Annotated in this window: 29 protein-coding genes; 2 read left to right on the plus strand and 27 right to left on the minus strand. The window is 41.1% G+C overall.

Going from position 1 to position 24,606, the window contains the following annotated elements; all coding sequences use genetic code 11:
- Window positions 1–58: 58 nt before the first annotated feature.
- From PPA03S_RS05320 to PPA03S_RS05380, 14 genes are all read right to left on the minus strand, one after another.
- On the minus strand, window positions 59–637 hold the full coding sequence (locus PPA03S_RS05320; RefSeq protein ID WP_062320569.1) for a hypothetical protein: 579 nt from the start codon (window positions 635–637) through the stop codon (window positions 59–61).
- Window positions 638–780: 143 nt separating this feature from the next.
- The gene (locus PPA03S_RS05325; protein WP_167665978.1) at window positions 781–1,317 is read right to left on the minus strand and encodes a hypothetical protein; all 537 of its coding nucleotides are present in this window, start codon (window positions 1,315–1,317) and stop codon (window positions 781–783) included.
- Between the two features lie 152 nt (window positions 1,318–1,469).
- Window positions 1,470–2,615 carry a hypothetical protein gene (locus PPA03S_RS05330; protein WP_062320573.1) on the minus strand — a complete coding sequence of 382 codons (1,146 nt, stop codon included), beginning with the start codon at window positions 2,613–2,615 and terminating at the stop codon, window positions 1,470–1,472.
- 247 nt (window positions 2,616–2,862) lie between these two features.
- Complete coding sequence (locus PPA03S_RS05335; RefSeq protein ID WP_062320575.1) at window positions 2,863–3,786, minus strand: hypothetical protein; 924 nt, start codon at window positions 3,784–3,786, stop codon at window positions 2,863–2,865.
- Window positions 3,787–3,962: 176 nt separating this feature from the next.
- The gene (locus PPA03S_RS05340) at window positions 3,963–5,078 is read right to left on the minus strand and encodes a tyrosine-type recombinase/integrase (protein WP_062320576.1); all 1,116 of its coding nucleotides are present in this window, start codon (window positions 5,076–5,078) and stop codon (window positions 3,963–3,965) included.
- 211 nt (window positions 5,079–5,289) lie between these two features.
- A complete protein-coding gene (locus PPA03S_RS05345; RefSeq protein ID WP_062320578.1) occupies window positions 5,290–5,745 on the minus strand; it encodes a hypothetical protein in 456 nt (151 codons plus the stop codon).
- Between the two features lie 46 nt (window positions 5,746–5,791).
- Window positions 5,792–6,166: a hypothetical protein gene (locus tag PPA03S_RS05350; RefSeq protein WP_217998918.1), complete on the minus strand. Its 375-nt coding sequence runs from the start codon at window positions 6,164–6,166 to the stop codon at window positions 5,792–5,794.
- 143 nt (window positions 6,167–6,309) lie between these two features.
- Window positions 6,310–6,564, minus strand: coding sequence for an SRPBCC domain-containing protein (locus PPA03S_RS05355; RefSeq protein WP_369691080.1), 255 nt, complete (start codon window positions 6,562–6,564; stop codon window positions 6,310–6,312).
- Window positions 6,565–6,588: 24 nt separating this feature from the next.
- Window positions 6,589–6,891 carry a hypothetical protein gene (locus PPA03S_RS05360; protein WP_062320582.1) on the minus strand — a complete coding sequence of 101 codons (303 nt, stop codon included), beginning with the start codon at window positions 6,889–6,891 and terminating at the stop codon, window positions 6,589–6,591.
- Between the two features lie 221 nt (window positions 6,892–7,112).
- A complete protein-coding gene (locus PPA03S_RS05365; protein WP_062320584.1) occupies window positions 7,113–7,718 on the minus strand; it encodes a hypothetical protein in 606 nt (201 codons plus the stop codon).
- Window positions 7,719–8,051: 333 nt separating this feature from the next.
- Window positions 8,052–8,309: a hypothetical protein gene (locus PPA03S_RS33825; protein WP_245683519.1), complete on the minus strand. Its 258-nt coding sequence runs from the start codon at window positions 8,307–8,309 to the stop codon at window positions 8,052–8,054.
- Between the two features lie 266 nt (window positions 8,310–8,575).
- Window positions 8,576–8,890 carry a hypothetical protein gene (locus tag PPA03S_RS33830; RefSeq protein WP_062320586.1) on the minus strand — a complete coding sequence of 105 codons (315 nt, stop codon included), beginning with the start codon at window positions 8,888–8,890 and terminating at the stop codon, window positions 8,576–8,578.
- Window positions 8,891–9,366: 476 nt separating this feature from the next.
- Window positions 9,367–9,672 carry a WXG100 family type VII secretion target gene (locus PPA03S_RS05375; protein ID WP_024633865.1) on the minus strand — a complete coding sequence of 102 codons (306 nt, stop codon included), beginning with the start codon at window positions 9,670–9,672 and terminating at the stop codon, window positions 9,367–9,369.
- Window position 9,673: 1 nt separating this feature from the next.
- Window positions 9,674–11,062 (minus strand): lipase family protein, encoded by a 1,389-nt coding sequence (locus PPA03S_RS05380; protein ID WP_062320589.1) that lies wholly within the window; start codon window positions 11,060–11,062, stop codon window positions 9,674–9,676.
- Between the two features lie 82 nt (window positions 11,063–11,144).
- Between PPA03S_RS05380 and PPA03S_RS05385 the strand changes: the two genes are divergently transcribed.
- Complete coding sequence (locus tag PPA03S_RS05385) at window positions 11,145–11,486, plus strand: hypothetical protein (protein ID WP_167665979.1); 342 nt, start codon at window positions 11,145–11,147, stop codon at window positions 11,484–11,486.
- Between the two features lie 252 nt (window positions 11,487–11,738).
- Here the strand turns inward: PPA03S_RS05385 and PPA03S_RS05390 are convergent, their stop codons facing one another.
- The 8 genes from PPA03S_RS05390 to PPA03S_RS05420 form a co-directional block, all read right to left on the minus strand.
- Complete coding sequence (locus PPA03S_RS05390; RefSeq protein WP_062320592.1) at window positions 11,739–13,460, minus strand: helix-turn-helix domain-containing protein; 1,722 nt, start codon at window positions 13,458–13,460, stop codon at window positions 11,739–11,741.
- A 44-nt stretch (window positions 13,461–13,504) separates the two neighbouring features.
- Window positions 13,505–14,281, minus strand: coding sequence for a (2Fe-2S)-binding protein (locus PPA03S_RS05395; protein WP_062320594.1), 777 nt, complete (start codon window positions 14,279–14,281; stop codon window positions 13,505–13,507).
- Window position 14,282: 1 nt separating this feature from the next.
- A complete protein-coding gene (locus tag PPA03S_RS05400) occupies window positions 14,283–15,323 on the minus strand; it encodes an ABC transporter substrate-binding protein (protein WP_062320597.1) in 1,041 nt (346 codons plus the stop codon).
- Window positions 15,324–15,459: 136 nt separating this feature from the next.
- Window positions 15,460–15,693: a hypothetical protein gene (locus PPA03S_RS32745; RefSeq protein WP_167665980.1), complete on the minus strand. Its 234-nt coding sequence runs from the start codon at window positions 15,691–15,693 to the stop codon at window positions 15,460–15,462.
- 188 nt (window positions 15,694–15,881) lie between these two features.
- On the minus strand, window positions 15,882–16,187 hold the full coding sequence (locus PPA03S_RS33645) for a hypothetical protein (protein ID WP_217998919.1): 306 nt from the start codon (window positions 16,185–16,187) through the stop codon (window positions 15,882–15,884).
- 5 nt (window positions 16,188–16,192) lie between these two features.
- Window positions 16,193–16,789: a chloramphenicol phosphotransferase CPT family protein gene (locus tag PPA03S_RS05410; protein ID WP_062320601.1), complete on the minus strand. Its 597-nt coding sequence runs from the start codon at window positions 16,787–16,789 to the stop codon at window positions 16,193–16,195.
- 143 nt (window positions 16,790–16,932) lie between these two features.
- Entirely contained in the window at window positions 16,933–17,283 is a 351-nt protein-coding gene (locus PPA03S_RS05415) for a hypothetical protein (RefSeq protein WP_062320603.1), read from the minus strand.
- A gap of 92 nt (window positions 17,284–17,375) precedes the next feature.
- Window positions 17,376–17,942, minus strand: coding sequence for a histidine phosphatase family protein (locus PPA03S_RS05420; RefSeq protein ID WP_062320606.1), 567 nt, complete (start codon window positions 17,940–17,942; stop codon window positions 17,376–17,378).
- Between the two features lie 235 nt (window positions 17,943–18,177).
- On the opposite strand from PPA03S_RS05420, the gene PPA03S_RS05425 reads away from it, so the two are divergent.
- On the plus strand, window positions 18,178–18,780 hold the full coding sequence (locus PPA03S_RS05425; protein WP_062320607.1) for a hypothetical protein: 603 nt from the start codon (window positions 18,178–18,180) through the stop codon (window positions 18,778–18,780).
- 571 nt (window positions 18,781–19,351) lie between these two features.
- Here the strand turns inward: PPA03S_RS05425 and PPA03S_RS05430 are convergent.
- From PPA03S_RS05430 to PPA03S_RS05450, 5 genes are all read right to left on the minus strand, one after another.
- A complete protein-coding gene (locus tag PPA03S_RS05430; RefSeq protein ID WP_062320610.1) occupies window positions 19,352–19,657 on the minus strand; it encodes a hypothetical protein in 306 nt (101 codons plus the stop codon).
- Between the two features lie 488 nt (window positions 19,658–20,145).
- Window positions 20,146–20,589, minus strand: a complete 444-nt coding sequence (locus tag PPA03S_RS05435) for a PM0498 family protein (RefSeq protein WP_062320611.1) — start codon at window positions 20,587–20,589, stop codon at window positions 20,146–20,148.
- Window positions 20,590–20,988: 399 nt separating this feature from the next.
- The gene (locus tag PPA03S_RS05440) at window positions 20,989–21,321 is read right to left on the minus strand and encodes an NIPSNAP family protein (protein WP_062320613.1); all 333 of its coding nucleotides are present in this window, start codon (window positions 21,319–21,321) and stop codon (window positions 20,989–20,991) included.
- Between the two features lie 332 nt (window positions 21,322–21,653).
- A complete protein-coding gene (locus tag PPA03S_RS05445; RefSeq protein WP_062320615.1) occupies window positions 21,654–22,925 on the minus strand; it encodes a Gfo/Idh/MocA family protein in 1,272 nt (423 codons plus the stop codon).
- A gap of 43 nt (window positions 22,926–22,968) precedes the next feature.
- Entirely contained in the window at window positions 22,969–24,606 is a 1,638-nt protein-coding gene (locus PPA03S_RS05450; RefSeq protein ID WP_062320617.1) for a type 2 periplasmic-binding domain-containing protein, read from the minus strand.

Here is a 24,606-nt window from a genome sequence, read left to right on the forward strand (position 1 = left end):
AGGCTCCCAAAGGATCCGTTGCTTGAATATTTTTTATGTGAATCTATTAATTGAATAACTATCTATTTTTATACTTATCTATGTCATTAATAAACAAACCAAGTAAGTCTCCTCTACTTATTTTCAGGTTTTTATGCCCTGTATCTTTCCTTATTTCTAACAATAATTCCTCAAATTCAAAAAAGAAATTTTCATTAAATCCCTCCCTATTGCTAACCATCTTAACTCTGAAATCAGACCATTTTGAAATAACACCATCTGATCCCCAAACTAATAATCCTTGAGTAAACTCTTTAAAAAATGCTACCATTTCCTGTTCAGTCATTGGTTCGCCTGTTAGTTTCTTTTTATACATCAAATCAAACCAGTAATTAACAAACAATTCATACATAGGTAATTTCTTATCCCTTAATTCTTGTTCAATTTTTCTCTTTTTTTCTAAATATTTAGTGTATATAACAGAAAAAACAGAAACTAATATTGTTCCCGTAGTTGCCACTATAGCTGCCGCTAGCTCTTTTTCAATCGACATAAATAGTTTAGTTATTGAGACAACCATGAGAATAAGGCCAATTAAAATAATTGTAATAATAATTACACTAATAAGTGTCATTGCTTTTGAATTAATTTGCTTCATTTAAACCTCCAAAATAGTTTCATATAACGTTCCTGTATTCACGACCTCAGCGTATCTGAGGTACCAGGCGAATGCCGGATCAAGGACGTATGTCCGCAGCGTGAATATATTGTTAACTGATGTGCTTGTCTTTTATTTAACTTTCATAAAATTTCTATTAGGTCTCCCGCCGATGATCCTGAAATGTCTATACTAGTTTGCTTTGTACAAAGATCATCGAGTATCTGTGAGAAAGGTATCAATCCTACTCCTTGTTGAGATATGTGTATAAGTTCTTTTTGATCTTTTACATTTCCATGAACTAGAATGTATTTCCAGTTCGCATTAAGCATGAATCTATTACGCAATTTCACTTTTTTATCTGTTTCATATTTATTTCGAACCCAAGCAATAGCGCATTCTTTAATTTGTTGCTCATTTCTTAACTTGGCACTAGTTTTTGTAAGTGCTTTTAATTCTTCCATTAACTCTTTAGTAAGCTTACTTATGTAACCCACAGGCCTGACACTGACCTGTACTTCACAATGAATACAATCCAATGTATTTATATCTGTATTTTTAATTGCGAGAATATCAATTTCATCGATGTTTTCTTTAATACCACGGATCGTAAAATAACCATTTCTATTAAACCACTCTTCTACAAGTGTTTCTGCTTCTAATGCCATGCCATCACTCATTTCATTTTTTTGATCTTGCAGGTATTTCAGTTAACGTTCCTGTATTCACGACCCAGCATATGCTGGGTGTCCGGCGAATGCCGAACCAAGGGCGTATGCCCGCAGCGTGAATATTATGTTATGTGACGCAATAGCCTTCTATGAAATACAAATTAATCTTTATTCTTTTTGATTGTTTCAAGCATCGTATACGTAGATTCCCAATTTATTCTTTCAAAATATAAATCTGCTGACATATCCTTATTAATCTTATCTAGATAAGAATCCAGCCAGTAAAAGAACTCCCACTTCCCGTTAATTAGAAATTTTAGAATTTTAAATTTAATTCGCAATTCAATATTAATTTTATATCCTTCATGCCGAAGGAAACTGTCAGTTCTATCTATTCCAGGGCATAAATAATGCTCAATGAATCCATCTGGAGGATAGTAATTTTCCTCTTCAAAGCTGACAAAAATATCAATATCAAATCTATCAGTTATCAATCGAATTGTATTTTTATCAATTCTTTTCACTTTACTATTTCTAGGTAAAACTAAATCAAATCGATTAAATCTTGCCCCATCCTTACCATATGCAGAAACTGTTTCACCCACCTTGAGAACTACCTTCTTGCCATTCACAATATATTCTTTCGGCGGTTCTTCTACCTTGTTTTTATTAATTTCAAATGAAGCCCTTTCTTCCATAGGCTTTGAAAATAAATTTAGAAATCTGTTCTGGAAAAGTACTTCAGGAACTTCATTTCGCCCTATCTTTTGAAGTTTTTTCTTATTATATTTGTCATCATTAAAATAATCTGTGAGGTGAGCTGATAATTCTTCGATAATAAAATACTCAACAAGCTCTTCAATCACAATTTTAGACTTACTTATTCTTCCATGTATCCAATCATCAACAGTGTGGTAACACCCTATCGGTTCTCGATCCCAAATTGCTTTAATATCTTTATCTTCTGATATTGCAGATACTAAATATTCATTAATTTTTCTTGAAAACTTGTACCTATCAATATCAAGAAGTGAATTTTCGTTTTTATCATGAATGATAAAACTATCAATAGTTATAAACTTTCTCAAACTCTTGAATACGAAACGAATAAGGTAGCACAGAACAAGTAATAAAACAGCACCTCCAAGCCAAAAGCCAGTCTGTGCATTAAAACCACTGGTTAAGGTTATACTCCCAGCAATAACATTAAGTCCAAAAGATAATAATATAGTAATACTAATAAATCGGATTACATTTCCACGATCATTTAACATTTCATTAAGATAATTTTTTCTGTTTTGCATCATCAAGTTCCCTCTCAATTTCTTTTTTGCTATTGTGTCATATAACGTTGCGCGCACTCCTGACGTTCGATCGACTTAAGATGTGTGATTGATCTCACGAAGTGATCGATCTTAACCGGGTGGCTTCGCCATTTAGTCGATTGAATGTGTCACCTGATTCTACTTCATTGAAATCCCCCTTGGCGACTGAGGAGCGCTAGCGACGAAACAGGAATGCATTGTTATGTGATGCCGTCTTCTTCGAATATTCTTACAAGCTATTTTTAATATTTATTTTTTTATTTCTATGGTCAACTTCAACTTCAACTTCTGCGTCTATCTTTAAAATATTTCCTTGTTTGTCCTTAACTGTAGTAAAGTGCTTTCCCCAACGGAATATAAATTTTTCATGTATGTTCCCATTAAGGAATTCAATCACTTGTTTATCTACCAACATTCCCTCAGGAATAACAATTTCATATTGTTCAAGTGGGTAAGGAAACTTAGAGTTTCTTACTGCCCCACTATAATCGACCTCATAGTACGCAGTAGCCCCATCTTCAAACACATACTCCACATAAATCAATTCTTGATTAAGCATATAATTAATTGATGCACCGTTAATGAAATCCATTTTATATTTTTTATTAAATTCTATTTTATTAATACCTAGGTTAGCCTCTATACTAGGTATTTCACTATCTTTAGAAGGTTGATTAGTTGAAGCTAACCCTTTAATAAAATTCTCCAAGAATGAAAGTTTTTCATTAGTTTCTTTCATATATTTTTCTGATTCTATCATATGTCTTTTTTCAGTTAGAATTTTGTCTAATTTCCATTGTTTACTCATTTCTAGTTGTAACAATTCCAAAAATTTATTTGCTCCTTTTAAAACCTCTCCTTTATCTAAACCTAATCCACTTATTATAAAATTCTCCCCTTTGATTTCCTCAGCCCCATAAAATATACTTCTGAGTAATACTTCCCAGTTCTGTTGAACAGATAGGAAACTACTTTCCAAAGTCCCATATTCATCACCATAAATATCAAAAAAATGTTTTGATGTAGTTTCAATTGAAGTTATAAACATTTGAATAATTTCCTCATCTTCTTGACCAAATTGCTTTTTAATTATTTTTTTTAATATGTCGTAGGCACTATTGCCTAAAACCCCAAGTAATATTTCACCTATCATATAAAAGCTCCTTATAATGTTTAATGTATTAGCAATTACGGTTTCACATAACATCTAATCTATGTACTTCGTAAATACCACACATCCTGCCAGATATCTGAACTACGTATATGATAACCTATGCGGTGATATTTGCGAAGAAAAATTTGGTGAAAAAGGGAGATATATTAGGATACTCAATCTCCCATGTCCATACGATCCAGCGGGCTTTGAATACGCTGGATATTTTTCGTACTAACATGAGTATATCGCTGAGTTGTTCGAGCACTCGTATGACCAAGTAGCTCCTGAATGTAGCGCAGGTCTGTCCCGTTTTCCAGCAAATGAGTGGCGAAGGAGTGTCTCAGCGCATGAATACTTACCTTTTTCATAATTCCTGCGCGTTGTCTGGCTTCTTCAAAAACCTTCTGCACGCTCCGCTCGGTAATAAGTCGATCAGAAGATTGCCCCGGAAACAGCCAACGATTTGGTCTATATTCAGCTATGTATTTCTGTACCATATCCCAGGCGAGGCTTGAAAGAAGCGTCCTCCGATCCTTTTGACCCTTCCCCTGTCTCACAATGAGTGTCTGCCTTTCAATATCCAGATCGGTGCAACGCAGACGCACAACTTCACCCACTCGAAGTCCGGAAGAATAGGTCAGAAACAAAATTGCTTTATGTTTAGGATTGGTTACGGATTTGAGCAATTGTGCAACCTCCTTTTCGGACATCACTTGTGGAAGCTTGGTCTGCTTCTTGGGACGAATATACTGGATATCCGTTGGGTTATGGAGCACATGTTTGCAATAGAAGCGGATCGCACTAATGGTCTGATTCACGCTTGAATGGGAGATTCCTCTCTCAAGCAAACCTAAACAATACATCTGAACACTGGATGTAGTGACATCCATACTCTCAAGGTGAATGCTGCTCAGAAAACGTTCGACCTGATTACAATACGCTTTGATCGTTTTGCGGCTGTATCCTCTTATCTTTAATGCCTTTTGTAACGTTTCTTTGTTCCATTGGTTATTTTTCCTACTAGCTTTCCATTGCTGTAGATCTTCATTCTCAACCCATAACTCCGGGATAATCTGAACATCATCCGGATCGAAATGACTTATAAACTCCTTAATCGCAACGATAGTGTAGGGGAAAATCCAAACTTTTTGTCTGGGTTCCCACTTTCTGCCCTTAATCTGGCGAATACGCTGAATGTATGCAGGGTTATATGGGATATGAATGTGAAGGGACTCAGTGGAACCTTTAGTTATGATAATCGCCTCTTTGGTAGTAGCATATTCATTCATCGGAAACTCTCCTTTATTTGAATTATATTTTCTCCGAAATTCTGAAAACAAAAAAGGAAGGCCCTTCTTCATCCCATAGGGAATCAGACGACCTTCCGATGCTTTCGGAACATTTATGATGTTGTAAAAGTAGAGATGAGCATAGCAAATTCAATAGCAAACCTCTACTCCATAGCATCTTTACCCAAGCCTGCACTACTGATTCATTCTATTATTGTGTTAATCTTTCTTTATTGCCTATTACAACTTCAAGAATTTCATCATATAATTGTAAATCTATAAATTCGTTATGAATCCATAGTCCTTCCTCAACATCTCCTCCCCCCATACCTCCACCAATCCCATCACCAGGAAAGTGTTTTTCGTAATATAGTCCTTGGCCTTCTCCCTCATTACATCCCCATGCAATGGTATCTAAATCTTTTAATAGTGTATGTAATGTCTCTTCACTACAGTTTACTAATTTCATAGGGCAAGACAAATAGATTTGTCCTCCATAATCACCCTCCATAATTACATATGCAGCTGGAGTATCCACAGCTTTCTTAAAACTGTCTATAAATTGATTGTTCGGTAGTCCATTTGTTTCATTAAGGATATGTCGAATAGGGCTATGGTGTTCTGGAATTACACCCATCTCTTTGTTTTCATCTTTTTTTCTTTCCATAAAGATACACCTCTTTGTTATATATGTTTTCGTCAATTTCGGATAACTAATCACTTTTGCAATTAATCACATCTTTAAGATCCATATTTGCAAGTTCAAGTGCAATCGCTAATCTAATCTGTGGATATTTACGAAGTCCTTTTAAATAGGTATTGTCTAGCTGTTTGCTTTCAATTATTGGTTCAATATTGGGATCGTAACGATCGATTTCTACACTTGCAATGGTATCGTTATTAATCAGCAACGAAAAAATGTCTTCCCCTTGTTCAGGTGTCCAGAATAGTATATAAGCGGTTTTCATTTGTGGAAAAAACCTCTTCATAACAGAAAGTAATCCTGATCTTATTTCATCATTAAATAATGACTCGTGCGATCCTATTAATTCTCTTCTTATATCTTCTTCAGTTTTACTGCCCTTCAATTTTATTAATTTCATAATACCTCGCAAGTTATCCTTTTATTTTTAAAATTTTGATTTGTTAATTTCTTATAACGTTCCTGTATCCATAAACCCTTAGTCACGACAACACCCCACCTATGGCGTTAAACGTTGGGTGGGGTGTTCTATTGGAATAACTTTTTTATTCTGTTAACCTTCCATATTAAATGCTGCACTATAGATTTTACGCAGCTCAGTTGAGTTATCATGCCACCAAGTCTGAGATCCATCTCTCCTGTTGCGAAAGGGTACCATTGGGCGAAGGAGCTAGGCTTCGTGATCACAAGGAAAACATCTTCTGGATTATGATGAAAAGATCGTTCAAACCTCAAAGCATAACGACCGTTTGACTCCTGTAATGTACCATGTTCATTCATCATTACATCCTACTTCTTTCATTACAACTATCCATCTTCAGGTTCACCAACATCAAAGCCCAACACTTTTGACGCTTCCAACTTAAATGTTTCTATCCAAGACATCCAATCATCTTTATTCATCTGTGCATAAAACGATAATCCACTAGGCTCAACGGATGCTTCAATATAAACATCATCCTCTTCAGACCCAAACCAATATGGAATTCCACTTTTATAACCCATCCAGCCTGGCATATTCTCATATATTTTAGAAACTTTAGCCCATACCTCATCAGGCAGATCATACCTTATATTTAAGTTGCAATTATGAGAGTTTATGTTGTCCATTTACATTCTCTCCTTCTACCCTAGACGTGTATGAAGATATATCTCTATTTTTATGCAAACCCTCACTACCTTAAAGAGTGCAGCGACTTGCCGCGATTCGGTAAGGTAGTGAGGGTTACCTGCTGACTCCACTTCTTCGAATACCCTCGACAGACCAAGAAGCGAAAGCAACGCGGCCTAGAATGTTGTTATTTAGATGTCAGTTGCCTACCACAATCTACTTATAAATTGTACTTCATTCTAATTCTTTCATATAACTTATAATCCGTATTTCTATTTACAATCTCTCCAATTAACTCTTTCCATTTGTTTTCAATCCACTTAGGACTTTGTTCTTTCAGAATATCCTCGTTAAATTGACTATCAATATACTCCAAATCTTGTTTAAGCACCCCGATATCCTTAATCAGTTGATTTCTCGATTCTTTGTCTAGCGACACTTTATTCGATAAAATTTCGTCTGTGATATCTGCTTTTATATAACCATACATATCTCTAAACACACTATAGATTAAATGGGTTGATGATACGTTATCTTCCTTAAAATCGGAATCCAGAAAGAGGAATGATTCTGCACCCACTTTCAAAGATACTGCCACATTTCCTAATGCGTGTATGACTGTTTCCTTCGAGGAATTATCCTCTAAGCTTTTTATCACATTATCTAAATTATAGATTGATTCTTTTATACCAATTTGAGTTCCATGATTTAGTTTAACCGTGTATTCAACTTCTTGATTGTCTTTGTACGCTTTGAATTGATAGTTGAAGTACATGCTTATTATCAACCCAACTATTAATATGATTATTGCAATATTTTTTCTCATTGAATCACCTCCTACTAGTGCCTGAACTACGTATATGATAACCCATATTGTTACAATTGCGAAAGGAAATTGGCGAATAAGGGAGATTTATTAGTTTTCTCAAACCCGTATCCATACGATCCAATGGGCTTTGAATACACTGAATATATGAAGGTTGTACAGGATACGAGTATGCATTGGAACCTTTCGTTATAGTAATAAAACAAAAAGGCCCTTCTTCATCCCATGGGGAATCAGACGACCTTCCGATGCATTTGGAACATATCAAATTTTTTAAAAGGTAAAACGTACCGTCTTTCGCTGCAAACGGGCTAAGCGCCGGCAACCACCTGCTCAAGCCAACAAAGCCTGAGCGATCTGATCCACAATACCATTGACCCCTGTTGGTCCATAACAACCGATCCATGTCGCTGCATCTACCGAGTGTATTTGCTGTCGCTCATCCGTATCAAGCATCCCACACACACGTTGCTCTGTTGCGGATATTCCCTCCTGCATGATCTCATTGCTAAGCAAAAAGTAGTGGCTCGCATGTACAGCCGGTAGTCTGTCAACGGAGATATGATAGGCTGTGTCGGTCGTATCTGCCACAAATAACGGAACAGACAGACCCAGATCACGTTACAGCACAGCACCTGTACGATGAGAGGCAGAATGTACGCGAACCAGAGAATCTAGTGGATGAATCAATGCCACACTTTTACCAGCCAAGACTGGAGCAAGTTCCTCTGATAGCAATGCGGTTCGTCGGTGTAATCAGCAAGTATACACTTTGCCTCTGGTCTCACCGGCGAACAGGCTCAGAATGGTCTGCCCACTCTCATTACGCTTAAACATGAGCACTGGAGCGATTCCGCTTAACCGTTCAATATGCTGATCATGTACTTCGGAGCAAATAACCAGATCGGGAGATAGTCGCTCAACCGCAACCAGATCGGGATACTCATACGTGCCTCCATGGAAGAAGCCTTGTACATGATTACCATATAATGAATGTCCTCTGTTCTGGCCGTCAGTGTAAAGGAAGCTCCCTTCACCACATGACAGGCAAAAGAAGCCCCAATGTGACAACCCTTGGCCATCCGCAACACATTTGAAGTTAATTCCGTTTCGCGTAGAACGCTGCCTGTCTGCAAAGTACCACTATAACCGCCAATTCTTTTGGTCGCCATCTCACTCCAACCGCTTTGTCCGTTCCTACAGCGGCATTTCTCTCATCTTAATACTTCCGCATGGTGTCTATGAGCACCAGTACAGATGGCGATAAATCATGAGCACACTGAAACGTCCAAGCTAGAAACTTGAAGAGATGAGACCGCTGGCGGAGATGCTCCCACAGCGCTGCAGCGAATCCATGACATGTCCAGCGACATGGTCAGCCCCCAATTCGTGCTCACCAAAATAGCACAAAATCCCCCCAACGGCAACATGCGCATCCAGTCATCCAAAATGGACGCATAGCAGCACATCAATAGCTTCAAAAACTACCGACGCTATGCGAAGGAGCAAACGCCCAAACTAGCATTGTGATCGCTCCGCCACATCATCTGAATGTCATAACTTCGTGGATTGACATTCAGGCTTTCTTCATTACAACCCTGTGTCGATCTTTGTTGCAGCAGAATCTGCATACCACTGTTCGAATATCTCAGCTCAGCATGCTGTGCTCCCTCCGGTCTCTGAAGTCCTCACGGTCAGCTTCCTCCATCCTGTGAATGTATCGTCGCAATGCTTCTTTATGCGCCTCCAATTCATCCATTCGGCTGGATGTCCCGTTCAGGAAAGATTGCATTTTGAATCCTAGCGTTGTGGCAGCATTTCCTGCCCAATCTTGCTCCAGTCTACTATGTATTGAACGCATCTTCTGCTCCTGCTGCACTAAGCGCTCCTGCAACTGCTCACATTGCTGAACGGCTCTTCTCAGATCGGATAAAGATACCGATATTCTTCCCATGTCAATTACCTCCCGTTAAGAACTGGTCTGCTTGAACGAAATCTTCGTGCTTGCGTTCAATGTACTCGGCAATCTCGCTGATGGATTCCTGATACCAACGGTTAATTCGTTCCAGTGTCGCCGTAGCTTCGTAAGCGATTGACGTGAAGGAATGGCTCTCACTTGTGGAAGTATAAGCCTCGAACATTCGGATGGAAGCTTGTGCATCATTGGAAAACCCGCTCAGACTAAAGCGCATTTCCTTAGCTGCCTGTGCCAATTCCTCTGGCGTTAGTCGGATTGTGCCACCACCTTGACCTGACTTTCCATTGGATGCAGCCGCAATCAAGGGGGCCACCAACCCGCCAACGAGGTTTGACAAAGCCATCCGTGATTCCTGATAAGCATTCCAGCGTGGTGAGATGTCAATTTGTTTTCCTGTTGCGCGATCGATAAGTGGACCGACCAAGTTACCCTGTTCATCAAACTGATACTGGTTCATCGAGTGATATCCCTTGCCTTCTTTTTTGGAAAACGAGTCCATCAATCGAACAATATTACCGACCTGAAACTTGTCCAGATCGATATCAATTGGGAAATTGTATGTGACTAACGGGCCGCTGGGCCCCATCGGACGAATCGGCACTATGAGCTGGAATTGCAGCCTCCAGTTTTGGTACATCGCATTGGCCGAGTCAAAATCCTGGCCTTTGTAGTACGTGCTGCCAACATGTCTGTCATATTCAAAAAGTCCTCCTGCACCTACTGAATCGTTTGGCTGAACGATGTTCACCACTTTTTTATCATAGTAACCTTCGTTCACTTTCGCCAAGCTTGCATCGTCCAGCAGATTGGTTACACTCGGAGCACTGTATGTCATGGCCGACAAATCCTGTCGCGCTGCCACATATTGCGCTAAACCACCTCCAAGCGAATGTCCCGTAAGAGAGATACTTGCGTCAGGATATTTTGCTTTGACTTGTTCATAAAGCACTTCCGCCTGATGAAATTGATTGTTCTCCCAATCGATATCGTCCTTAATGGATTGAATAAAGCTTTTCTTGAAAATGTTATGATGATTAGGGTCAGTTACGGCATCCTCCAGTTCTCTGGTGCGTCCACCTAAAACATCGAACACGTCTGTTTCGTAATCGGCTGCTCTCCCAAGCCAGCTCCCACCTGGCTCTGTTCCGCGATAACCGATGACAATCTGATTCGTCTGATTGTTGTGGAGGATGACGGAATCGAAACCCGACACTTTATTGTGGAGCTCGGCACCTTCAGGTTCAATGACCTTCCATTGTGCATAATCTCCCTCTTCTGTAAGCGGTGCTCCGGCAGTAACGTTGTCCTGGTAGGCAAGATCAGATATTTCCTTATACAACTCATCGCTAATGTAATCGTTCCGCATAAATACCTCCTGAATTGAACATTTCGATATGATTATGTAAACTAGTGATAATTCAATCTTTATAGTATATTAATACCAGTCTATGAAAGTAGAGGTGTCCCTTTTGAGAAAACCTTTCTTCCTATTCGTACTCTTAATCATCTCATCTCTCTTACTCGGAGCATGTGCCTCCGAAGAGGAAAAGATCATTGTATCCTCCGCCGAGAAGTTCGCTGCAAATTATGTTCTTGAAAAATACGGTGTAACCGTTCGTTTTACGGAGTATAAATTCTCTCCTCCCGATCTAGCCAAGTCGTTAGGCCTCCATGGCTACATTGAAGGCGATAAGAAAAAGAAGGTATTTGTTTTCGTGAACTACGATCCTTTAAGTATTAAGACACTATCGCTTCCTGAAGGTATATCCAAAAAATCAAATTCCAAATAGAGAGTTGAAGTTATTTTTAAAACGATCAATCTATATGAACAATTTGAAACTATAGGGAATATATGGATTGTATCTTCCGTCAATTACTTCTGTCAACGTTCTCCGTAACAATAAAATGAAGAAACAAATGCGACCTACATAATAGAATGACTGCATTCTTAATTATGATACATCTCTGTTTGAAGAAGTTCTCCACTAATTCGATGAACTCTGAATATACGGAAATAGGGGGAGTAATTGTATAACTCCCCCTCACCCCAACAAAGCCAGCTCGATCTGACCCACAATCCCGTTAACACCTATCGGCCCATAACAGCCGATCCATGTTGCAGCATCAACAGAATGTACGTGCTGTTCCTCACCCCCATCAAGCATTTCCAAGACACGCTGCTCTGTGGCAGATATTCCATCTTGCATAAGCTCATTACTCAGCAAAAAGTAGTGGCTAGCTTGTACTGCAGGTAATCTATCAACCGAGATATGATAGGCCGTGTCGGATGTATCTGCCACAAATAACGGAACGGGCAGGCCCAGATCCCGGTACAGCACAGCGCCTGTGCGATGAGCAGCAGAATGGACGCGCACGAGGGAATCGAGTGGACGAATCAATGCCACACTTTTTCCTGCCAATACCGGAGCCAATTCCTCAGACAGCAAAGCCGTTCGATGGTGATAATCCGCGATAATCTGCTTGGCCTCTGTTCGCTTGCCTGTCAGTTCACCGAATAGACTCAGGATGGTCTGCCAGTTTTCATTACGCTTGAACATGAGAACTGGAGCGATCCGGCTTAGCCGTTCAACGTGCTGATCATGGACTTCGGTGCAAATAATTAGGTCCGGCGACAGTCGTTCCACCGCAGGCAGATCGGGATATTCATACGTGCCTAGTAATTCGGTATGCTGAAGTTCTGCCCGGAGTGATTGAGGGAACATTAACACTGCACTTCCTACTCCTACACTTCCTGCCGGAGACAACCCAAGCGCAAGCAGATGATCGGCATATTGAACATCCAGTACGGCGATACGCTGTGGTGGTTCGGTCACTTGATATTCACCTCGCTTATGGCAGATCACAGGGCCATGGTCCGACTCATACGAAGAAGCCGTACGATTCTGCAGCAAGGAATGAGCATAGTCTGTATCCGTTCTCGAAGCGGCCGCAAGCCGGTAATGCAGCGGTGGGACCCCATAATATTTCTTAAACGCCCTGCTGAAATAATACATGTCGCGATATCCCATTTTGTCAGCAATTTCCCCAATAGAAGCATCCGTATGACGCAGCATTCGCGAGGCACTCTCCATGCGCAGCTGAATGACGTATTCCATTGGTCCGAGCTCTTTCTCCTGTTTGAACCGTCGCTGCAACTGTCTTACACTGCATCCCGCAAGGGCTGCCAGCTCTTTCAGCTCTAGGTTCTGGCGATAATGCGAGGTTATATAGGAAGCGACAACATCCACCATATCGGACTCCGCTCCCCCCTGACCACGCTCATACGCCATGATCAGCTCGTAGATCATGCCCTGGAGCAGCGCATTGGCGTGAAATCGTTCCAGCCCTTCGCCACGACGCCATTTGGCAACGATTTTTTCCGCATTCTCGATCCATTCCGCTTGGGTCACCGGATTCTGGACAAACGAAGTTTGCAGTGGGTGTTTACGATACGAAGGCAACACAAGAGAGGCTCCCTCCATGGAAGAAGCCTTATACATGATTACGATATAATGAATGTCGTCTGACCTGGCCGTCAGCATAAAGGATGTCCCCTCCACCACATGACAGGCAAAAGAAGCTCCAATGTGGCAACCCTGACCATCCATTGCAAGCTCCCCTTCCCCTCCGCATGCCAGCAGCAAGACATTTGAAGTTAATTCCGTTTCGCGTAGAACGCTGCCCGTCTGCAAAGTACCGCTATACCCGTCAAGCATCTTGATCGCCTTATCACTCCATAGACTTGTCTGTTCTTGCAGCGGCATTTCTCTCATCTCCTGACAAAAGCAAAGGTTAATGGTTGCTGTTGTCATTTTAATTGAGATTTATTCTCATTGTCAATTTTCGGACATTTGCGGCAATATTCCCCTGACATCTGGTAGTAAAAACAACAGGTAATGCGCTCTCTTTTCGCGACGGGAACATTGTCCTTACAATCGGTGAATCGGGTCAACGGATTCTTTCTCACACCGAATACTTGCCCGGATGCCACTTGCGTCAGATATGAAAAGTCCGCCTGGATGTGCTCACGTTCCTGCTCTACCTCGTCTTCATCAGGGGTGAATAGCGGGCCAATGCGTACCATGATATTCTCCCAGAGGATACTCATCGAAAGAGGTGCAATCGCAGCAAGTGTCTTTAACAGCGGTGTAAGCTGTAATGCAAACATCTCCTCCAGCATCTTTTCCCGCCAGACTCCCCTGTCCCCCGTTAGTGCCTCTGCCTGAAGCCCCTTTACCGCTAGAAAAGGAAATCGTGTACCGCCCTCATTCGCTGAGAGCGCCGGATGATAGAGGAAGCTGTTCTCCAGCTGAAAGGTAACATGCTGATGATGAAAAGTCATCGCGGTCACCAGCGGAGCGGTCCACAGATAGCCAATTCGTTTGGCTAACATGGAAGCGGCAACCTTCATGTCAGGCGCATCGATATACTCCTGAAACCAGCTTATATACTCCCGGCATGCCGCTTCTTCATGCAGTTCACTCAAAGCAATGGTACGGACACTATGTTCAGGCGGCTCACCAAGCAAAATCGAATGATCCTCCACTGTCTCTTTCCATAAGTCTGTCGAGAGATACGTGTTCATATTAATTCGATCCGAGCAGGGCTTCCGATGCCTGATCTACAATAAGATTAATGGCAAGTGGACCATAATAAGCGATCCAAAGTGTAGAATTCACATCATATGCACGGTTATTTTTGACTGCATCAAGGGATTTCCATACTGAATTGCTCACCATAGCCTCTGCTTCTGCGGCAAACAACTCATCCGACAGCACAAAATAACGATCCGCCCCAATCTCAGGAACCTTCTCCATCGAGATTTCAACGGAGGTATCATCCTTGATTTCCTTAACGAGTTCAGGCATGTTTAAGCCCAAATCCTGATACAGAATACCGCCTGTGCGATGCTCGATACCATGAACACGAATGCCTTCTTTTCTCGGACGAATAAGGGCTACCGTTTCATCTCCCATTTTCTCTGACAGCTTCGCCTTCAGCCCAGCGACTTTGTCCTCATACGCTTTACGCACCGTCTCTGCATCATCCTGTTTGTCTGTAATCTTAGCGACCGTTGCTAACGTATCACGCCAATCTTCGTAGAAGTCGAGTACGAGGGTAGGTGCAATTTTGCTGACATTCTCATACTGTTTCTCCTGGAAGTCAGTCATGATGATCAGATCCGGGTCTAGGGCTACAATCGCTTCCAGATTGGGCTCATCCCGTGTACCCAGAACCTGTACGTCCCCCAGCTGATCGCCTAAGTATTCTGGAAAATTCGTATTACCTTCAGCGATAACACTGCCTGCCGGCTTCTCGCCAACGGCTAACATTTGATCAAGAAACTTAACATCAAGCACAGCAATTTTCTTTGGTTTTTCGTTTAGCGTCAGCTCACCCTTCATGTGTTTGATCGTTATGGGAAAAGCTCCGGCAGTCTGAGTTTCTGCATTCGCAGGTGTCTCTGCCGGCGTTGCCGCAGACGGCTTGCCGTTATCTGTACCTGCTCCGGCACCGCAAGCCGTCAGTACAAGAATAAGGGCCAGCATCAAGCCCATTAATAATCGTGATTTGTGGGCAGCATAAGCCTTGCTTCCGGCCGCTTGCCCCTTTGTTCCTTTATTCATAATGAATCCCCCTTATGTATAATACTGATAATGATTTTCATTATCGAAACATAAGGAGAGTATAAACGATCTCCGCATCGCGTTACCATGTACTTTTGCGACATTTCATCCGGACTAATGCGACATGGCGAGCGACTTATCCTCCCTTTAATTTCTCAGCTATATATGCTTGCAGTCGGTAAATGTCTGAAAGAAGCTCTTCTTCCTCCGGCGTATTTCCATATTCACCGAGCCAACGTGGTGTGCGGATATGCCACTCGTTTGACAGGTATTGCTGTTCATCCCGGTACGCTATAATGTGCTCCAAGAAATACTCCAGATCCGAAAGATTGCTTGCGTTTATCGTTAATGATAGATTTTGTTTTTTCAAGGATCGACTGTAACATGTGCTGGATTTGATCTTCTGGATTCATAGCGTTCTCCCCCTTGTCCACCAAAATTATAAAATCAAAAAGAGGAAGGCCCTTCTCTATTCCATAGAGAATCAGACAACCTTCCAATCATTCGAAACATGAAACATGTATTAACACATCTGATATAGAACTCATCATTTCGAAACTACTCTGGATAGTCCCTTGAGGCCTCGATCAATTTATTTTCTTCATCAAATATGTTCAGGACTCTCTCAATGTCATTTACTTCATAGCTTCTAACGACAATAAGCTGTTGCATATGAAGACCTGGTGGGTCTATGTCCGGCCGAGACAAGTTATTTAGCAAGCGTTCTGGTGTATATAAGATGCTCCACCTTCTGGAACCATCATTGAAAACCATCGTGATCTCTATCCAATTCCATTCTTCGGGATTATCCGATCTCACCTCATCATCAAAATGCCACCTTACCAGCCTTGGTCTTGAATTCAATTCTTCTACGATGTTTTTACCTCTCTTCTGCTTAATTTCTTAAATGCCGAGTATTCTTGATTGGAATTCATATAACTTAATATCTTTTCCGCACATTCAGCTGAGCTAAGCTCTTCCGTGTTCACTTCCAGATCATATTCATCATAGGAGTAGATGTAGTCGAACTGGGAATGGGCAAGTCCAATCGCGCGATCTCCCCTGCTCTGCTCTCTTCTGGTGAGTTCTTCTTGCGAGCAATGCACGCCTACAAACAATATCGGATAATCCGATAGTAAATCATAAAAATCGTTAAACCACTTGTCATTGCTGATGACCGTATCCACGATGACATTCAAACCCATCTCCGAAAAAAGCTTAATGGTTGCACAGTACAACGAATTGATGGGGTCAAACAGGATATTTGTCATCACATGGGGTTCTACTTCTCTTGTTGGTTTCATATCTGGATATGTAGTATCGATGAATTGATCATAATTATGCAGAAATTGATCTACAGATAGATGATGAAACGGAATGTCTCCCTGATTTTTCATTTCCATCGCGATGCTCGTCTTCCCCGAACTTGACGTTCCGTTCAAAAATATAATGAGTCCTCGTTCCATATCTATCACCCTTATCATTAAAATTGGAAAACGCTCAAGCTTTTGAGTCTAAACCAAAAAAATTGACGAATAAACGACCCCGAACCATATTTATTTTTCAACGGAAGCGTTATCAAATATGGGTGAAATGCTGTTCCACCGAATTACCACTCTCTCCATTGTTCGGTAATATCTTCATCCTCCTCAATGTCTAATCCTGCCAGCCTAGCCGCCTTGTCTATAAAATCAGCCAATTCTTCACGTTCCATCGTTTCAATAAAGTAACCATTGGCCTCATTCATTTCATTAAACCTAACCACAACTTCTTCTACAGCCTTCATCATGCGCTCGGAATCTTTCGTTTCTTGTAATGCTATTAATTGGTGCAAATATGTATCCAGGGCTTGATCAGACATGAGTAATCTCTCTTCTGTAAAAATCTCATCTCCGTGTTTAACCATTCTATCGTTCCATAGTTTCGTTGGTTTTTCATGAAACAAGTTTTGTAATGTCATTGGAATCAATCCCTTCCATATTTAATAATATCTATATTTTACCTGTAACCATGTTTACGTACAATCGTTCCCACAATCCGTTCACTTTCATCCTATTCGCCCCATAGCCTTGTCACGTTCTCTAATTCCATCTTGTCAAATTGTAATCGATAAATGTCCGGTTTCTTGGTTTGATTCATAAAATCCAATCCGTAACTCGAATCAAAGTAGTTCATCATCAACGTCATTACATGTCCGTGTGTGCCGATCGCCAATTTTTTCCCCTTGTATTCTTCTAAAATCTGTTTCAACACGCCCACTGCTCTATTCTGGCAAACCGTGTTCGACTCGCCTCCTGGAAATGCATAATCAGGGTCATCAAACATCTTCTTCGAAGCAGGCTCGAACTCTTCATCCGCAATCATATCATCTGAAAAATGTCTTTCCCGAAGATCCTCCATGATCTGAATATCTAATCCTAACGCTGCTGCCACACCTTCTAAGGTTAGAATAGCCCTGGCATAAGGACTTGAGACAATGGAATGTATTCCTTCATTCGTTAATATTTCCGTTATTCGTTCTGCATTCATCTTGCCCTCCAAAGTAAGCCCCCTCGTTCTTTCCGTTCCTTCCGTATACGGTGACTCCGCATGCCTTACCATATAAACGCTGGTCTTCATAGGACCCTCCTTGAATTTCTTCTTTCAAAATTTATAGTCACGCTTTAGGTCCTTCAACATATTTTGTCTTTCTGTTCCAAAAATTAATTAAATGGTGCCACCATATTTTAGATTCTGAATTTAGGATTGATATTCTGTTAGATATTTAATTTACAATAATTTTCAGATATGTGTATAGTAGAAATGAAGCAAGATGCTTTTAAAAGAAGTTAAATCTAACGGAGAGGATGAGATCATGTCTTTTTTCAAAAAGAAGGTTGTACTAGTCTCTTTATTCGTATTGTCTATCTCTGCTGTTGTAATCGCTTACTCAAGTGGTCAATCGAAACCGGACGTGCCCATTCATACAGTCGTCAACCTTTCAGCCAACTCCTTAACATTTCATGAAATAGATAAGCTGGATGCGTTCGCTGAACTGATCGTCATTGGTTATGCCACAGAAGATTTCAAAGATCGAGAGCATGTTATTACTGCATTTGATGATGGAACCATGCAATCCTTTCACACCAATACAAACATCAAGATTGAAAAGATATTGATGAAACCCGAAGATTTCCATTCAGATCAGAACGAATTAACAATCATCGAACCCATTAGCCTGGAAGGAGACGTTAAATATACAGCTGATGACTATGTAGAACTACAGAAGAGTGATACAAGTGTGCTCTTCTTGATGAAAAACTCCTTTGGTGATTATGGATTAATCAATGAGAATTTAGGCAAATTCAGCCTTGAAGGGATAAGTCAATATAGTGTACCTCAATCCTCCACTGCACAAGAGTTATCAGAATACGAAACATTTCGTAACTCTGTCATGAAGAAGTACCATTTGAATTAAGGTTTTCATCACATCTTAACTGTTGGTTTAGACTATCCCTATAGCGGTCGTTAAATTCCCTCTTACTTAAATCGTCCCTACATTAGAGCTTTATGTTAAATGATGAAATTATGGATTTATGTCTAAAATCATTCGGTACCACTGTAATCTCCTCCTGTTGAGCCAGAAGTTGAAATCAAATGTCCGTCATTTCAATAATTGCTTCGGGCATCTCTGGTTGTTTTAATAAATAACCCACTTTAAAATACCATATAGTACTAAATACAACGACAAAAAGTATAATGATAGCAATAATAGACTTCTTTTTTTATTCACAATTCTTACTCCTTACATCTACAGTCTACCTAAATTTCTTTTCTAAACCTGTGTTTCAAATAGTACTTACCCTGCGCGATCAACATCTGAAAACGGTCTTGGATTCGACCATCCATTCATAGACCTCGTCAACCGTTCTCCATCCGATATTTGTGGTTTCGTCTCCTATTTCCAAAAGTTCCCCTTCCACTTTACAAATTAGCGAATGCTGGGATGCCCGACTGCATCTACTTCTCCTTAATTTATTCTACCTATTCTAGTTTCTAGATTTTAATATGTATTTTTTGTCTCTTGCCCGCTCATTTATTTCTTTAAGCAAGTTCTCTTTATAAATTGAAGTACTAAATGGAATTTCTCTATGGTTTTCATCTGGATAGATATTCTCTGCATAGATAATAAAGTTGGTTACATCCATCTTCTTAATGATGAAATAATTCCCCTCGAACTCACCGTTACGAATGTGAACGGAATCGATGAAATCAAATATAGCCTCATAACGTTCTTGTGATGAAATCTCATCTTCTAAAAAACGTTTGATGACTTCCTGGCTATTAATCAACATTTCTCACTTCCTTTATTGTTTTTTTCAGGATTTCAAGAGTTTCATATAACGTTGTGTATTCACGAACCCTCACTGGCGTAAGCGCGTAAGCGAAGGTCGGACGGACTTAGCCAGTGCAGGGTTGTCGCCTGATTCAGCTTCCCCGAAATCCCTCCTGGCGACCGAGGCGAATGCCCGATGTGTGAATATGGTGTTATGAGATCGTGATGTCTTCTACAAAATACTTTCAAATATCTTACTAGAATATGGTTTTAATAATGCTCTTACTGTATTTCGAATCATCTTGCATAATCTCCTACTATAAATGTTTTATAACTACATCACTTTCACATAACGTTGTTGTATTCACTAATTCCATTCTCCTTAGATAGCTCGTATCTTAAAGGAATGGATGTGTCCAGCTGCTGTCACTTCCCCGAAAAGCATCTGCCGGACCGAATGCCGAATGGCGCGAAGCTTGAATATTTTGTTATACGAAGCACTTCTCATCATTGAACTACATTCAGAATCTCAATTACTAAAATTGCTTCTTCTTTATATCCTTCAAGATCGTTTAGTTTAATCCATTCAGGTTCATTATCCCTAAATTGATAAAATCTAATTACGACATCTTCTCCTTCGATTGTAGAACTTAAAATCAAGATAAATTCTCTTTCAGGGTAGTTTGATTTTAGATTCTCTTCCCAATTAGAGACTAGTTTGAATCCAGTCCGTAAGTCGTCTACTTGGTAATGATTAATTGATACTTCCAGATCTGTCCTATCTTGATAAATTGTTTTTTCAATAGAATCTGTATTACTTAAACTTGAAGTATCAATCAAGATACAATTATCCCATTCAATAAAATTGGGATTTAATAAATCCGAATTTATGAATTCATTTGATTGAGATAACTCATCCAATAAATTCTTCATTGCCTTATTTGTTTTCATGTTTTTCCCGCTTTCGAAGTGTTTCGTATAACGTTGTTGTATTCACGAACCCTCACCACCTTAAGGTACCGAAGGACCGGCCGCGATGCGGTTAGTGGTGCAGGGTTGTCTGCCTGAAGCCACATCCCCGAAATACTTCGGGCAGACCGAGCAGCCTTCAGGCTGCGATTCGTGAATATATTGTTATCGGATGTATCCAACCTCTTTGAACTACCTACTCAGTAAATTTAGTCTTGAAAATATAAATATCGGTTTTTTAATCGGAACTTACTTTATTGATAGCAGATAATTCAATACTCGGTTTATCTTTCAATTGATAAAAAAATAGATTCTTTCAAAACCAATTTTTACTGCATACGCGGTCATCCCTAAGTGTTTCAATCATGCGCCTGCCAAGGTTTATAAGGTAGAAATTATCTCTGAATCCTTCACTTGAAAAATGCATTCTTTATATACGCGTTCTCTGCCGCCTTGACTCTCATACCAAGAATAGACCTTCTTGGCTTGTTCAGGGTTTCGAACATTCCGTTCGATTTCTTCATATTGTTCTTTACTATCATATTCCCAAATTGCAAAAATCTCAGTGGTAGTCTCTGAATGCGGAGCCATCCATCTCCCTACTAATCTGGCTCCATATTTCAATTGATTAGGCAAATTATTTTCAATGAAATGTTTATTAAAGACCTCAACGAAGTCATTGTTGACTACATAATATTTCCTTCTATAAAACATAAATATCGCCTCCAGAAATTAATATATACTTCACACTTGATCTTACTGCATTTCGGTTATTTCCGATAACGTCTTATTCACGAACTTCGTAAAATACTCCATACATGGAGTATTCGCGAAATTATTGTGCTATCCTGCCCGTTAGCCGAGAAGACTGCCGACAAAAGTTGATCGGTATCCTTCTCATGATGGTTTATTTAGCTAAAGCCTTTCGGAGAATTTAGAACGATGACTTTCTTTTCATTACGCCGCCAAGCCCTCAAACGAATAAAATAAGCTGTCCCTCAAAATATATTCATACCTTGAGGGGCAGCTTATCGATACACTGCTGATTATTTAGATAGCTCTTCCTTCACCATAAGCTGACGGGCATATTCATTCAGATTGATAGACTCGCCCCCGTTCAGCCGTGAAACTTCAGCTGCGAATGCTATCAGATGGCTCCGGGCAGAAGCCGCAGCCGATGTCAGGCTCTCCTGGCCGTTATAGTGACGCACCTCATCCAGAAAATTCCTCACAATGCCGCTGTCTCCCCCACCATGGCCGCTAGTTTGAGAAGGGATTGTGATTTCTGTTCTTTGATGTGTCAAAAAGTCGTACATGGTAATTTGATCTTCCTCACCGCGAAGTTCTCCTTTAGTCCCCATGATCTGGATTCTACGTTCCTGCTCAAATGTAAAGCCGCACATACTGAACATGGCCGTAGCTCCTCCTTCAAATTCCATATTCACAACCTGATGATCTACTACATTATTGTCACTCCGGTATACACACCGGCCGTAATCGGTATCACGCAAGCCCTGTATAATATTCGGTTTTGTCAGCTCCTGTGTAAAATGTCCTGCCCAACCCCTGAACTGGTCACTCAAATAAAATCTTGGTGCAGAATACGCGCAGGTTGGTTCTATAGCACAATCCAAGCATCGGTCAGCGGAACCTTCCGGTGCATTACCTTCATGAAAGTGTTTAAGAGATCCGAACGAACTTACCTTGAGGCAAGGCTGATCCACGAGCCAGGATAATACGTCCATATCATGGCATGACTTGGACAGGATCATCGGGCTGGATGTGTTGGAATTATTCCAATTTCCTCGCACGAAGCTGTGGGCAATATGCCAGTAACCCACATTCTCATTCAACTGAATGGAGACAATTTCTCCGATACGTCCTTCTTGTATCACCTTCTTGATTGTATTCCAGAACGGTGTGTACCGCAGCACATGGCAGATCGTCAGCAGACGGTCATTATCTCTGGCCGCTTGTTCCATCTCAAGACATTCCTTCGGATCAGGTGACATCGGCTTCTCCAGCATAACATGATACTTCTTATCTAAAGCCTGCATGGTTGGGCCATAATGCATTCTGTCCTGTGTGCAAATAACCGCAATATCAGCCAGCTTAGGTTCAGCCAACAGGGGCTCCCAAGACTCATAACAGCGTTCCGGCGGAATCCCGTGCTTCTCAGCAAATCTTGCTCTCCTCACTGGATCGGCTTCGGCCACCGCAATGAAGGTAAGCTCATGCGGATAATCAAGCGCATAGGGTGCATAGCCACCCGCTCCCCTCGAACCTGCTCCAATCAGGACTGCTTTCAGTTGACTCATATTTGTTCGCTCCTTTATGATCTGAAATCTACGGATGAACCTTCTAATCCGCTTGGGTATAACGGTCTGCTGCTGATTGATAGATGGCTACATATCGTTCTACGCCCATCTTTTGGAGAGCTTCCACATACTGATCCCAATTGTCAAAGGATTCATTTCCAGTAATGAATTTGTCACGCATTTCATCTACATACGTTTCAATATCCGTCTGGAAAGTGGTTAGATCCCGCTGCTCTTCCTGTGTGAAATTAAACGGAGGCCAAATTTGATCTTGTGGTAAGATATGAGACTCTGCTTTTTTCGCATTTTCAACCGAAGTTGGCAGACCTTCAGCACCCTTGAAGTATTTCTGCTTCACAAAACCAGGGTAGTATCCACCCGGCCAGATCAGGTATTGACCTACCGCCTGGTCTAGATTAAGGCCATCCGGGTTGTTTTTGATATTGTCGACATAGTCTACGTTACCGTCTGCGTCTTCTTTATACGTCTCATCTTTCCAGCCCATGAAGAACGTCTTGATGCCCTCATCGCTGTAGAAATAATCCATCCAGCGGATCATGGCCTCTGGATTTTGGGCTTTATCTGTCAGTACGAACATCCCGATATTACCGAGTGGAGAACCATAGGCGTTGTATGTCTGATCGCCATGAGGACCCTTCAGTACTGGCATGCCAACATAACCTTGCTGATTGTATATCGCAACTGGATCGACATTATCAACGACTCCGATCAGCCCTTCCATTCCTTTAGCATCCACTTCAGTACTCTTAACAGATACAATGTCCTGCTCGAGCAATCCGTCCTTGTAGAGCTTATTCACGAACTGTAACAGCTCCTTGTAATGGGGATCGGTTGGAATAAAGCGTACTTTATCCGTCTGAGGATCTGTATCAATGTTAATGTTGGAGGTTCCATGATTATTCACCCCAAATGAACCTCTCAGGTAGTTCACCACACCAGCCGTCCCCACACCGCCCCAGGCAATCTCGTCCTTCTGCCCATTGCCGTTCGGGTCCTTTTCTTTAAATGCTTGCAACATATTGTAGAAGTCATCTAATGTCTGCGGTTCCTGCAAACCTAATTTATCAAGCCACTCTTTCTTCACCCAAGGTGTTCCGTACAGAACCGACTTGAATTCCGGATCATACAAGGTTGGCAGCCCATATATGTTACCATCCGGCATCGTAATCCCTTTCCCAATAACCGGATACTTCTTCATTAGAGCCTTAAAGTTAGGCGCGTATTTGTCGATCAGATCATTTAGAGGAATGAATGCGCCCTGCTTGCCGTATTTCAGCAGATCCGATCTGGAAAACGCCGAGGCGTAGAACAGCTCCGGGTAAGCGCCACCTGCCAGCAGGAGATTGCGTTTTTCCTTCAAATTATCCTTCTGCACCGTATCCCACTGGATATGGACATTTGACATCTTCTCATACTCTTTCCAGAGTCTGAGATCGTTCCAGTCCGCATTGGCAAAAAACTTTCCGGCAAATCCGCTCACTTTAATGGTGTCATTTACGATCGGAAATCCGCTCGCATTGACTTTGCCATTGGCAGCTCCTTTATCCTTGCTACTTCCCGGATCAGATGAATCAGCCGCATCCCTAGAACTGCACCCGGCCAGCATCGAAACGGACATCATACAAACTAGAGCGATACTCCCCCACTTTTTGAGCGTCAT

It is taken from the genome of Paenibacillus pabuli NBRC 13638 (assembly GCF_001514495.1).
Classification (GTDB): domain Bacteria; phylum Bacillota; class Bacilli; order Paenibacillales; family Paenibacillaceae; genus Paenibacillus; species Paenibacillus pabuli.